This window comes from Flavobacterium defluvii (assembly GCF_900129555.1).
Classification (GTDB): domain Bacteria; phylum Bacteroidota; class Bacteroidia; order Flavobacteriales; family Flavobacteriaceae; genus Flavobacterium; species Flavobacterium defluvii.
Genome location: NZ_FQWC01000009.1, coordinates 40,382 through 53,937, shown reverse-complemented (window position 1 = coordinate 53,937; position 13,556 = coordinate 40,382). Strand labels below are relative to the sequence as shown.

Genomic DNA, 13,556 nt, shown 5'->3' with positions numbered 1-13,556 from the left:
TTTTAGTTTTAATCCACTTTTACTATTTCGCCATAAACTTTGAATTTTAGGTTTGTGATATAATTTATTTGTTCTAAAACATTCTCTAATGCTGCGTCTTTTTTAATGAATACCGTTAAGGGCGTTGCTAATACCTGTTCATTATTATATTGAAATGAAACTCCGTATTTATATTGTAAAATCGTGATAACTTGTTTAAGAGTAGTTTGATCCAGTGTAACATCGGTATTGTACCAATTGACCAAAAAAGATTTATCGGCTATTTGTCTAATAAGTTTTTCCGATTCAAAAACAGCTTCTTCATTCGGAACCAAATCAATGCTCTGGCCTTTTGAAGTGACATTTACTTTTCCGGTAACAACAATGACTTCACATTTTGATTTTGACATTTGAATGTGAAATGAAGTTCCCACAACTCTCGTTTTTAATTCTCCTGAAGTAATAATAAAAGGATGTTTTTTGTCTTTGGCAATTTCAAAAAAAGCATTTCCTTTCAGTAAAGTAACCTTTCTTTCGCCGCCTTCAAATTTTTCAGGATACTGAAATGATGAGTTTGCTGCCAGATAAATTTTCGAGCCGTCACTTAATTGGATAGATTTGGGAATCGATGACGTTTTAAATGCTAATTGTTTTTCTGCAGTGATTTCAGTTTTAAAGAAAAAACCTAAACCAGCAAGAAAAAGAATACTGGCAGCGGCCATATATTTTATATAAGGATTGATGGTTTTCTTCTTTACCATTCGAAGCTGAATTCCATCGTATATATTTTTAGAAACTTCATCAGAATTTCCCATTGAAGTTTCATCCCAATTTGATTTTTGATATTCGCTTAAAGCGAAATTAGTCAGCAGATTTTCTTCTGCTTCTGAAGTTTTATTTCGAGAACTTTTATCTATAAGATATTCTAAACTATGCTTGATTCTTTTTTTCATAATACTTATTGCTCCCTGTTTGTGTAATTTTTCAACACATAGAAACATAGTTTTTGAAACGTTAAAAGGGGTTTCACTATCAATAACAATCATAGCTGAACGATTAGCTATGTGTAAAAACTAGTTTTTTTTATTTCCTCTTAAAAAAGAAAAAATCTATGTTTCTATGTGTTAAAACAAAAATTTGCTAATTACATTCAACAGTTTTGTTTTCTATAAGTACCGAAAGTTTAAAATCGTACTATCCGGAAATATTATGAAAACATCAACAGAAAGTTATCTTAAAAATTTTCTTTAAAAAAGATAATTGGAGCCAGCCAGGCCAGATCTTTCAAGCCTTCGCGCAATTGTTTTAATGCCGATGAAATTTGGTTTTTTACCGTTTGTTTCGAAATTCCAAGTTCATCTGCAATTTGCTCAATTGACATATCCTGAAATTTATACATTAATAAAACTTCTTTTCTTTTTTCGGGAAGTTTGTCTAATAAGGAATAAAGTAAATCCATTACTTCAGGATCGATCGACTGAAAGTTGTCGATAATATAATCTTCAAATTTGTCTTCCATAATCGTCTTATCAAAACGATTATTCTGGTAATGTTTAAAAATCTGATTTTTTACAGCACGAAATAAATACGGTTCAATCGCATTGATGTTTAAATCATCTTTTCGTTCCCATAAATCAATAAAAACATCCTGAACAATGTTTTGTGCCAAATCTTTATCCTGAGTCATCGTATAAGAAAAGGCATTGAGTTTCTGCCAGTAATGAGTATACGTTTTTTCAAAAATTTCAGGATTCTTCATTGGTAATTTTGGTAACATTAATTGATGTAAAATAAGGAAATGTTATACCAATACTTTTTGCCTGAAAGTTATCTTTAAATTAAGTTTAGAATGTTTTTGCTTTATTAATACTACTATTTTCAGGCAAAAATGACAGTTGTTTTGCGATTTCTTTTTGTTTACCTAACACAAAAATTAAATTCCAAGTCTACTTTAGTAATCTCTAAAATGCAATTCTTTATTGCTGCGCCATCATACTTTTAATTCTAATTTCATCTAAAATCATGAAACAAATTTTGTTTGCATTGTTTTTTGCTGGGGCTGCACAATTGAGTCAGGCGCAAAATGACAATTTAAAAATCAACCAGATACAAGTTATTGGTTCGCACAATAGTTACCGACACAATATCGAACCTGATTTATATAATTTCATTCAGGCAAAAGATACTACGCGTTCTTTAAAAGGATTGCAATACACGCATATTTCTATTACAGAGCAGTTAAATAAAGGTTTACGTCAACTGGAAATCGATGTGCAAGCCGATCCAAAAGGTGGAAAATTTGCACATCCAAAAGGTTTAGATCTTGTAAAACCAAAAGAGGCTTATGACCCGAATGGAGAAATGAAAAGACCGGGTTTTAAAGTTTTTCATATGATTGATATTGATTTTAGAACTTCTTGTTACACACTTCAAAACTGTCTTGCAGAATTAAAAAAATGGTCTGACGCAAATCCTGATCATGTGCCGGTTTTTATCACTTTAGAGCCAAAAGACGATGATAGTTTTTTGGGCACAAAAGCAGAAAAATTTACAGCTGAACTTTTTGATGCTTTAGATAAAGAACTTCGTAAAGGTTTAGGAAATAAATTAATTACTCCGGATATGGTGCGCGGAAAATACAAAACGCTTGAAGAAGCGGTTTTAAACAACAACTGGCCAACGCTGAAAAAAGCAAAAGGTAAATTCTTGTTTATTTTGGATAATAATGGTGCAAAAAGAGATTTATATGCCTTAAATCATCCGTCGTTAAAAGGACGTGCTGTTTTCATCAACGCCGAGCCTGGAAAACCGGAAGCTGCAACTATTTTTAGAAATAATCCTGAAGATCCAACAATTGCTGATTTAGTTAAAAAAGGCTACATCATAAGAACCAGAGCCGACGCCGATACTAAAGAAGCAAGAGCCAATGATTATACGCATTTTAACGCTGCAAAAACTTCTGGGGCGCAAATCATTACTACCGATTATTATCTGCCAAGTACTTTCTTTGATTCTGCTTATCAAATTAAATATGATGATGGAACTTATGTGAGGGTTGATCCTGTTAATGGTAATTAGATTTTAGTTTATAGTTGCAGTCACTATTTTCAAGGTTTTGTGGCTGTGACTTTTTTTAACGCAAAGGACGCAAAGTTTTTTTCGCAAAGTTTGCGAAGTTTTTAAAGAAGATTTTATAAAAATCAAAGTTCACAAAGCTGTATTGATAAAGCTTTGTGAACTTTACGTTTATTAATAAACGCTAACAAAAACCTTTGCAAACTTTGCGAAAAAAACTTTGCACTCTTTGCGCAAAAAAAATATACACACAATAGCAAACCCGACAGGTTTTAAAAAACCTGTCGGGTTTAACTTTACGGCTAAAAATTACTTTAAACTTTTAACTTCACCCGTTTTTAAATCAACTGTAAAATGATCTGCGGGAACTTCGTGCATGAATTTATTAAAGATCATAAAAAATAACTTCATTTGTTTTTGCAAAGGTTTTGAAGCTTCATCTTTAGAATCTAAAAATAATTTAGATACCACTTTATATGCCGTAACTCGTTTTTCTCCAACATCGGCAAGAGCCAGTTCATCAGCACTTCTAAAACGGTAAAAGTCAATTAAAAGATCATTTCCTGTCCAGTTAAAATCTTCTTTTTTGAGATTATTTTGGGTTAAAATTTGTTCCGATTTTGATTCAGCTTCGTTCCATTCTTTTTCAAACTGTGATTTATTTTTGAGAATAAAATCAAAATCTTTATCTGATTTTATATTTGCTAAAACCAATAAATCATTCGCAGAAACATTCAGAATAAAATCTTTAAAAGCAGAAGGCCAATCATCTGATAAAAATCTTAAACGGACTAATTCCTTCAAATGGAAATCGGTAAAATCGTGGTAATTTTTGGTTTTCAGAATATCGATATTCCAAATATCTTTTGCATTTTGACTCTGCAAAAACTGATATTCCATTTTATACAAATCAAAAAGCTCATCAAATCGCGGAACCTCATCTATTGTGATAGTTTGAATATCTACCAGATTATCTTTTTTGATTGTTAATAATTTATACGCCGGAATATAAGCCGCAAGCGACGGCGTTTGAATATTAACCAAAGTATTGCCTTTTGCTGTCGTGCGTAATCCTGTATCATTAATGTGCATGTGCCCTCCAAAATGAATTTTCAAACCTGCATCGGCAAAAACCTGCGCTACTTCTTCAACCGGAACTCGGTTTAACTGCCATTTATTTGGGCCTAATAATTCTTTAATTTCCGCAGAAGCGTCATCATTAAAATCAATCATTGGAAAATGACTGAAAGCAACCAAAGTTTTTCCGCGAAGTTTGGCTTCCACCGAAATATCCTGAACCCATTTTATAAGGTGTTTTTTATTTGAAAGTACATTATTATATCCCGTACTTGCTTCTAAATAATTTTTAGGATCTTTTGGATCACCATCGGTTTTCTTCGGAATATAACCGTTTCCATCAATTGCCATAAGCCAAAGTCCGTCGATTGGCTCTACGACATAACTCACATCCGGAACTTCAAATCCGGGTGCAACATTATAGACTCTTTTATTTAATTGAGAAGCTTCAACAGCTTTTTTGTAATTGTAATTTTGGGAATTGTAACCAGCAAAAGGAGTCGACCAGAATTTGTATTTTTTATTGGGATAAAAACCAAAATTTTGGAGATCGTTTGTTATGCCTAAATAACCCATTTTAGCAATATCGGCTGTTACTACAACTGGCTGTTCGATATTCATGTTAGGCTTATACATGCCGTCTTTGCTAAAAATGGGTTGGCTTTTCCCTTCTTTTCCTAAAAAATCTTCTTTTCCCGATTCCTGAGCAAATGGTCCAACCGGATCATGATTTCCGGTGGTTATAAAAAATTCAATACCATATTTTTTTTGGTACTGATCTAAAATTTTCTTCAATCCGCGCACGTGTATCGGCTGTCCGTCATCCGTGTAATCGCCCGGAAGTGCAACATATTTTATCTTCCTTTTTTCAATATCTTCAAGAGCGGCGATGAAGGCAAAATAATTTTCATTGAAAATTCTCGTCGAATGTAACTGCGAGGCCATCGTTCTTATTAACGTATATTTTCCTGTTTTGGTATTCAAAACACCTTTAAAATCATTATCAGAAAATGTACCAAACAAATCCTGAAGGTGAACATCTGATAAAAAAGCGATCTGAACGCCATCTAAATTCTTTGAATTCTGGGCTAAAATTGTATGATTGAAAAGGATTATAAAGAGTATAATTATTGGGGAAGTAAATTTTAAATTCATAGGTTATGAAGCTTTGCAAAATGGGGAATTTATTAAAAGTATTTAACCGCAATTTTATTGATTTAAAGATGAAATGTGTTTATGTTATTGTTATGGAATGATAATATTTTTATTGAGGTTATTTTTTAACCGCAGAGTTCGCAATCCCGATAGCTATCGGGATACGCAAAGCGCGCTAAGTTTTTTTAAGTAAGTTTTGAATAAAACTAAAGTTCACAAAGCTTTGTTGTGATTTTTTTTAACCGCAAAGTCCGCAAAGGTTTTTCGCTAAGTTCGCTAAGTTTTTTTTAGTTAGTTTTGAATAAAACTAAAGTTCACAAAGCTTTGTGGTGATTTTTGATTGATTAAAAAAATGTATAGTCCCTACGGGACAATGCATCGGAGCGGGTATTTTTTTCTACCGATATGAAACTCCTAACGGAGTTTTTAACTTTCGTTATTTAATGTTTCAGAATAACCTCGTTAGACGTTAAAAACGGTAGAAAATAATATTTACATGACCAACAAATTGTCCCGTAGGGACTACACATAATAAATGGAATCAAATCTCAAAAACCAATTTATATCAAAAAAGACTGTCATTTCTGACAGCCTTCCATTACATTAAAACCTAAAATTTAATGTATTTAAAACCATTATGGCAAATGGGTTATTTTTTTATAAATCGTTTGATTGTTTGTTTTCCATCTTTTTCAAAAACAACAAAATAAATTCCCTGTCTCAATTGCGAAACATTTAAACTATTATCATTGATTTTTTGTGATGAAACTACAGATCCAGTTTGAGAATCTATTACTTTAAGATTCCCGCCCGAAATATCGTTTGTAAAAAACAACGTTTCTGAAACCGGATTTGGATACACATTTAATACAGAATCTTCTATTTTTTCTTCGGCAATTACTGCAGCCGGCGCTCCTGCTCCAACTTTTGTAATTCTGATCCAGTTGATGTTCATTCCTGTATTTTGAATATAAATTCCGAAGTTATACGTTCCTGCGTTTACGTTTACCGTTTGTGTAACCGTCTGCCAGTTTTGCCAGCCTCCTGTATTTGGAATATCAACATTTCCTAACAAAATAGCTCCTGCGTTTAAATCAGAAGATAATCTTCCGCCAGTAACGGCACTTGCAACTCTATATTCGATTAAATACGAACCTGTTGTTAGAAAATTGATATTATTGTATGCCAGCCAGTCACCCGTTTCAGTGTAACCCACGTTTGAACCTCCACCTGTATCTGTTGTAGCTTCAACCTGAATTCCGCTCATTGCTGAGTAATCTTCTGCCTGAATTAAAGTAGATGTTTGTGAAGTTGTTGTTGCAATTAATTTCCATTGTCCGCAAGTTTGGTTGTTATTGTCCCATTGCTGTACAATAGCTCCGGTAGCTGTGCTTGCTCCGGCAACTTCAACAATTCTTCCGCTGTGACGGGCCACAATTTTATAGAATCCGTCTCCTGTAGAAACCAAGATAAACTGTTGATTTGTAGTACCATTATACGGATATTGTTCTACACGCGCACCATTCGCTTTATTAAAATTATTAACATCCATAGACTGTCCGCTATGATTTGCTATAATCTTATACATTCCGTCACCTAAATGAGTAAACGTAAATTTCTGATTACTTCCTGAGTTCAATGCACCTTGATTTATACCTGCTCCGTTTGACATACTTGCATTCCAAACGTCCATATATAAACCGCTGTTTCTGTTTTGCAAAAAGAAAGTCTGATTTCCTAAAGTTGTTACACCATTTGCAATAACTCTGATTGAACTTACTTTATCATTCCAGGTTGTATTTAAACAAGAATTATCAGAATTAATTACTGTTGAAGCTCCTGTAAAATTATCATCCTGATACAAAATTGCCTGATAACCCTGAGTAATTTTAAGCGACGAAATATCATCATTTAAAACGCCTAAAGAATTTAAACGCGTTAAGTTATAATCGCCAATAGTTAATCCACCAGAGAAACCTGTATAATTACAATCTTTGTAAACTGTAATTACATCTGTAGATGGACTAATGTTTCCTCCCGGCGGAATTGTTCCTGTAATAGAATAGCTTCCGATAGAGCCATAAGCAGAATAACCACCGCTTCCTGCATTTCCTGCTCCGGTTCCGTCAACACCCACGTAATATTTTCCTGCAGCCAGATTTACATTCAAAGTAGCATTTAAAGCAAACGGATCAGAATTCCAATATGTTCCTATTTCTGTTCCAGATGAATTGTACAATCTCATTAAAAGATGCAGGTTTCCATCTCTTGAAACCGTATTCGCATTAATAACAACATTTCCGCCTCCGGTTGTAAAAGTGAAGAAATCATAATCAGCTTCACTTGAAATAATTCCGTTTTTTTGATTGATTGCTCCGCTTGCGTTATAATCTAAAGTCGCTGCAGAAGCTATAGTATTTCCATAATCATCGCCGCGATAACCAATTCCAAATTTAGAACCGGCAATTGTAGCCACGTCGTCCTGAAGATTATTAGCATAATTATATTCTCCTTTACTCCATTGTACAACAGGTCTGTAATATCCCGCACCCATAATTGGGGCCCAGGAAGTTCCGTCAAGACCTAAGAAATAATCTTCTGAAGGATTTGTACGTCCGTCATGACCAAGGTCAAAAGTATGTCCAACTTCGTGAGAAGAAGCATCTCCTCCAGATTTTCCTGAAGTAATAAATACCCAGCAAGGCACATCATTGTCCCAGTTAAAAGAACCAATATACGCAACACCTCCTGCACCTGGAGCCGCAGTATTAGTTGGTGTAACTACAACACGCATTCTTCTGTTTTTTGGATAAGAATTAAAAACGGATTCGCTTGTGGTTACGTTTAAATTAAACGGACGATAATCCTCTGAGACTACTTCCCAATGCTGTTGCACAGCTGCATCGCTCATTCCGGAAGGAGCCGCATTAATGGCATTACCATTGTTCCAAAGATTTCCAGCAGGCATATAATATCCGTCAAAATCTAATAAAACACAGCCCGCAGCACCGGGTAGACTTTGTAAATTCAGTAGTGCCGGAGCAATTTCTGCAGCAGCAGCTGTTTTTCCAGCAGTATTTGTGTTTGAAGGAACATTTTTATAATCAATACAAACCAAGCTGTTAATATCAACTTTTGAAACAAAAGCATTTCCTTTGGCATCAGAATAATATTTATAGGCTTCTCTGGTTTTCTTTAAAATAATATGACCTTCAAGCGACTGATCTTTTACTTTGATATAAAAAGATGATTCTGCAATATTTTTAATTTCTCCAATCAAAAATTCGCTTGATGCATTTGATTCCTTGTAATTAATTTTTCCATTAAAACTTTTGGAATTTGCTGCCTGAAGTAAAATTGTTTTTTCTGTTCCTTTTGCTGTAGCAGAAGAAGCTAATTCGCTTTTTATTTTATTCAAAACCGTTTTACTCGAACCTAAAGAAGTCTGTGCCGTCGCAAAATAACCAAAAGCCAAAATAAAGAGTAAACTTAACCGAAATCTGTAATTATTTTTCATATAATTTGGGGTTAAAGAGGGTTACAATAATGATAAAAAATTAACCGCAAAGAGCGCTAAGTTTTACGCAAAGTTCTCCAGGTATTTATCCTTTTGCGAACCTTGCGATTTTTCTTTGCGAACTTTGCGGTTAAGAACTTATTTTTTAATAAAACGTCTTACTGTTTTGATTCCATCTTTCTCTAATGAAATCAGATAAATTCCTTTTTTCAGACTAGAAACGTCGATACTGTTGTTGTTTACAGTTTGAGAAGAAACTGTTGCACCGCCTTCAGAATTGATAACGCTTACATTTGCTCCCGAAACTTCTGAGCTAAAGAAAAGTGTTTCTTCTGTTGGATTTGGGTAAATAGTAACACTTGCAATATCTGCAGGGGTTTCTGCTGCCGGAGCTGCTGATTTTGCAGCTAAACCTGAGGCCGATTTAGTAATTCTAAACCAGTTAATGTTTGGTCCTGAAGCCTGAATGTAAATTCCGAAGTTATACGTTCCTGCGTTCACATTTACGGTTTGAGAAATAGTCTGCCAGTTTTGCCAACCTCCTGTATTCGGTACATTAATAGCGCCAAGCTGGATACTTCCTGCATTTAAATCAGAAGAAATTCTGGCTCCGTTAACAGCACTTGCTACTCTATATTCGATAACATAGTTTCCTGAAGTTGGGAAATTTACGTTGTAATACGCCATCCAGTCTCCTGTATCACAATATCCAACATTTAATCCTCCGCCTGTATCAGTAGTCGCTTCTGTCTGAACACCGCTCATTGTGTTGTAACTTTCAGCCTGAATTAGAGTTCCTGTTCCCGGAGGATTACTTCCTGTAATAACCTGATTGATGGCAGTTAATAATGATTTAGAACCTGTTGCATCCTGAGATAATTCCCAAATCATAACTCCGCCTGCATTTTGAATGGCAAAAGTTGTTTTTGCTTTGATAGTTGGAATTCCGTTATAATAAATTGTATTTCCAACCTGATCCTGATTTTCTGCTCCCGGATATTGCGCTACGATATTAGCATACGAAATTCCCTGATTAGCTGAAGCTCCAAAACCGTATCCGTAAAAAGGTAATCCGATGATGGCTTTGCTTGCCGGTAAACCTCTTCCTGTCCAGTAATTAAATTGATTTACAGCCATACTGTATGGAGAATGCTGTCCCGGATTGTTTGGTGCCCAAGGTCCTGTTGCATCATAAGCCATGATATTGATCCAGTCGTAAGCCGCAAAAGTAGATGAAGGTACATTTGCACCACCATATCCTTCTGAAAGCGCTGCTGAAATCAGTTTCCCATTGGCATGCAGTTTATTAGCCAGAGCAATAACAAATCCTCCGTAATCGCCATTGATTGCCGGACCTTCTAAATCTACGTCGATTCCATCAAAATTGTGAGCCACAACGTAGTCGTAAAGTTTTTGAATAAAAGCTGTTCTGTTTGCCGGGGTAATTAAATTGAAATAATTGTCGCGAATGGCTCCGCCTTCTGAAATCGCACCTCCACCAAGGGAAACAAAAACTTTAATGTTTTGAGCGTGTGCAGCATTGATAATAGAATTGCTTCCGGAATTAAAACTCAAATATCCGTTGGCATCAGGATTTTCGAACGCAATATTGATGTGCGTTAATTTACTGTACTGAATGGTACTCGAAAAAGCATTCAAGTCTATCCAGTTTGGAATGTAGGCTATCACTTTTTTCTGCTGAGCTGCAGCAAAATTAAAAAGACCCAACACTAAAATAATCATGCATTTCTGCAGCATTCTTCGGTAATTGTTTTTCATAATAATTGTTTTAATAGATTAATAAACTCGTAAATATTGGGGACGGTTCTTGAGTTATATTTTTTTTTGACTTTAGATTTCAGACTTTAGATTTTAGATTTGACTGTCTATGCGATCTAATTTTGCAGAACTAACACTGCCTAAATTATTATCTAAAATCTAAAGCCTGAAATTGCAGATTTACTTGAAGTTATGGTTCATTTTAATCTAAAATCTAAAATCTAAAATCTGAAATCTAAAATTATTTCTTTATGAAACGCTTGATCGTTTGTTTGCCATCTTTTTCAAAAACAATAAAATAGATTCCTTGTCTCAAATGCGAAACATCAAAACTATTATTGCTGATTTTTTGAGAGGCTACAGTAGATCCTGTTTGTGAATCGACAATTTTTACGCTTCCACCAGAAAGATCTGTCGTTACATAAAGTGTGTTTTCAACCGGACTTGGATAAACATTTAAAGCAATTTCAGCTGGTTCTTCTGCTGGCTGAACTGAAGCTGTTTTTGCAGCAGCACCCGCACCAACTTTAGTAATTTTAATCCAGTTGATATTCATTCCTGTATTTTGAATGTAGATTCCGAAATTATATGTTCCGGCATTTACATTTACCGTTTGAGAAACGGTCTGCCAGTTTTGCCATCCGCCCGTGTTTGGAATATCAACATTTCCTAAAACAATTGCTCCTGCATTTAGATCAGATGATAATCTTCCCCCAGTAACTGCACTTGCCACTCTGTATTCAATTAAATAAGAACCTGTTGTTGGGAAATTGATACTGTTGTATGCTAACCAGTCACCAGTTTCTGTATAACCTACGTTTGATCCTCCGCCTGTATCTGTGGTAGCTTCAACCTGAATGCCGCTCATTGCTGAATAATCTTCTGCCTGAATTAAAACTGAAGTTTGAGAAGTTGTTGCCGGAACTAATTTCCATTGTCCGCAAGTTTGATTATTGTTATCCCATTGCTGCACAATTGCTCCCGAAGCTGTACTTGCTCCTGCTACTTCAACAATTCTTCCGCTGTGACGGGCAACAATTTTATAAAATCCGCTTCCTGCATCTACCAAAATAAACTGCTGATTGGTTGTCGCATTGTACGGATATTGCTCTACACGTGCACCATTTGCTTTATTGAAATTATTAATATCCATAGACATACCACTGTGGTTGACTATGATTTTGTACATTCCGTCGCCTAAATGCGTGAAAGTAAATTTCTGGTTGTTTCCAGAAGTTAAAGCACCTTGATTGATTCCGGCACCGTTTGACATGCTCGCATTCCAAACATCCATGTACAAATTACTGTTTCTGTTTTGAAGGAAGAAAGTCTGGTTACCCAAAGTGGTAACACCGTTAGGAAGAATTTTTATAGAAGTTACTTTGTCATTCCACGTTGCATTCAAACAAGAAGTATCCGAAGTAATTACAGTTGAAGTTCCTGTAAAATTATCATCCATGTATAAAATTGCTTTATAACCTTGCGCAACTTTTAATGAAGAAATATCATCATTAAGAACTCCTAAAGAATTTAAACGCGCTAAATTGTAATCTCCGATTGTTAATCCGCCAGAGAAACCTGTGTAGTTACAATCTTTATAAACCGTAATTACATCTGTCGAAGCCGGAACTGAAGGAACTAATCCTGCATAACCTCCAAAAGTAGCGATAACTTTTGTTGGCTGCGGCGAATGAAGCGATGGCGACTGATCTGCAACATCATCATAAGCAAAACCGTAAGCCAGATTATCAACATTAATTCCCGGTAAATGCCAGAATTTAGAATAATGGTTAGTTGGGTTTACCTGATAATATTTTGATGCGTCGTACCAGTTTTGCTGTCCCGGATTTGCTGTTGTAACATTTACAACATGTCGGTTAATTGCCGCTGTTAATTGAGCCTGAATTACAAGATCTAAATCTCCATCCACCAATCTTCTGTCCAGAACACCTTTTCCTTCAAGAGCTTCCTGAGTACTTGGTCTGTATTGAACTCTTCCTGTACGTCCAACAAATCCTCCAGATTGTCCAACCATTTCTAGCTGCTCGCCAATAACTCTTCCTTTAAAAACGCCTGCGTCTCCGGCATAAAATATTAAATCTTCATTTTTGTATTTGTTCCAAATCGCGTCGATATATGATTTTAAGTAGTTTTCGTATGGTCCTCCTGGTGCATAAGCCGGAGTTTTAGACGGAGCTGTAATTTCGCCCGTTGCATCGTTTACACAACCTTGAAATTCTGCCGGAACATTCGCTTTAAAAGCCGCAACGATATCAGCATGTTTTTTTAAGTCTCCAACTCTTTTTTGGTAACCATTTGCTCCAAATAATTCCAATCCCATTGGATATTTATAGGAATCTACACGTGTTGGATTTCCGAAGAAACCATATTGATTATTAGTCAATTCGATCATTTCATATAAAATTCCCTGATTCGGATCGGTTGCGTTTTGCGGATTTGGAGATGCATATCCCGACGGAGCGCCGCTCGCACCAAAAAAGTAAAAATACAACTGCGAACCTTTAGAAATAAAAACTCGGCATCCTGCAATTAATGGCAAAGTGAAAGTTTTATTTGGAATTTCGCTCAGCTTTGTAAAACACGCCGCATATTTTGAGTTTTGTCCCGGTCCTGTATTTCCGCCGTAAGTTGGTCCTGTAACCGTGTTGTAAGAAGCACTCATTGGTAAAACCTGACTCGTTTTGGCATTTACCCAAACATGGTTTCCAGTTGTATAATCGATACCAACAATGGCAACATATAAATCGCTGTCGGCAAAAGTTGAATTATTACTAATGGTAAAAGGAACAGGTCCCTGCCCATACATTAAAGTTGAAAACACCAGAAAAAGTGTTGTCAAAATTGAAAATCTTTGAAGTTTATTGCTTTTCATATTTAAATAATTGTGGGGTTACATAAATAGATTTTAAACCAAAGTCATCTTCAAACAATGGTTTTATTATCCGTCAGGCGT

At 35.3% G+C, this 13,556-nt stretch carries 7 protein-coding genes; 1 reads left to right on the top strand and 6 read right to left on the bottom strand.

The window, feature by feature from the left end:
* Positions 1-8: 8 nt before the first annotated feature.
* Together BUC29_RS17600 and BUC29_RS17595 are read right to left on the bottom strand one after the other, a co-directional pair.
* Complete coding sequence (locus BUC29_RS17600) at positions 9-932, bottom strand: FecR family protein (protein ID WP_073417641.1); 924 nt, start codon at positions 930-932, stop codon at positions 9-11.
* Between the two features lie 281 nt (positions 933-1,213).
* Positions 1,214-1,738 carry an RNA polymerase sigma-70 factor gene (locus BUC29_RS17595; RefSeq protein WP_073417640.1) on the bottom strand — a complete coding sequence of 175 codons (525 nt, stop codon included), beginning with the start codon at positions 1,736-1,738 and terminating at the stop codon, positions 1,214-1,216.
* A 263-nt stretch (positions 1,739-2,001) separates the two neighbouring features.
* On the opposite strand from BUC29_RS17595, the gene BUC29_RS17590 reads away from it, so the two are divergent.
* On the top strand, positions 2,002-3,057 hold the full coding sequence (locus BUC29_RS17590; RefSeq protein ID WP_073417491.1) for a phosphatidylinositol-specific phospholipase C1-like protein: 1,056 nt from the start codon (positions 2,002-2,004) through the stop codon (positions 3,055-3,057).
* 306 nt (positions 3,058-3,363) lie between these two features.
* Here the strand turns inward: BUC29_RS17590 and BUC29_RS17585 are convergent, their stop codons facing one another.
* The 4 genes from BUC29_RS17585 to BUC29_RS17570 all read right to left on the bottom strand — a co-directional run bounded on the left by BUC29_RS17585 (position 3,364) and on the right by BUC29_RS17570 (position 13,475).
* Positions 3,364-5,286, bottom strand: coding sequence for a metallophosphoesterase family protein (locus BUC29_RS17585; protein ID WP_073417490.1), 1,923 nt, complete (start codon positions 5,284-5,286; stop codon positions 3,364-3,366).
* 649 nt (positions 5,287-5,935) lie between these two features.
* On the bottom strand, positions 5,936-8,803 hold the full coding sequence (locus BUC29_RS21730) for an RICIN domain-containing protein (RefSeq protein ID WP_244160843.1): 2,868 nt from the start codon (positions 8,801-8,803) through the stop codon (positions 5,936-5,938).
* Positions 8,804-8,941: 138 nt separating this feature from the next.
* A complete protein-coding gene (locus BUC29_RS17575; protein ID WP_073417489.1) occupies positions 8,942-10,582 on the bottom strand; it encodes a glycosyl hydrolase family 18 protein in 1,641 nt (546 codons plus the stop codon).
* A 241-nt stretch (positions 10,583-10,823) separates the two neighbouring features.
* The gene (locus tag BUC29_RS17570; RefSeq protein ID WP_073417488.1) at positions 10,824-13,475 is read right to left on the bottom strand and encodes a beta-1,3-glucanase family protein; all 2,652 of its coding nucleotides are present in this window, start codon (positions 13,473-13,475) and stop codon (positions 10,824-10,826) included.
* Positions 13,476-13,556: the final 81 nt, after the last annotated feature.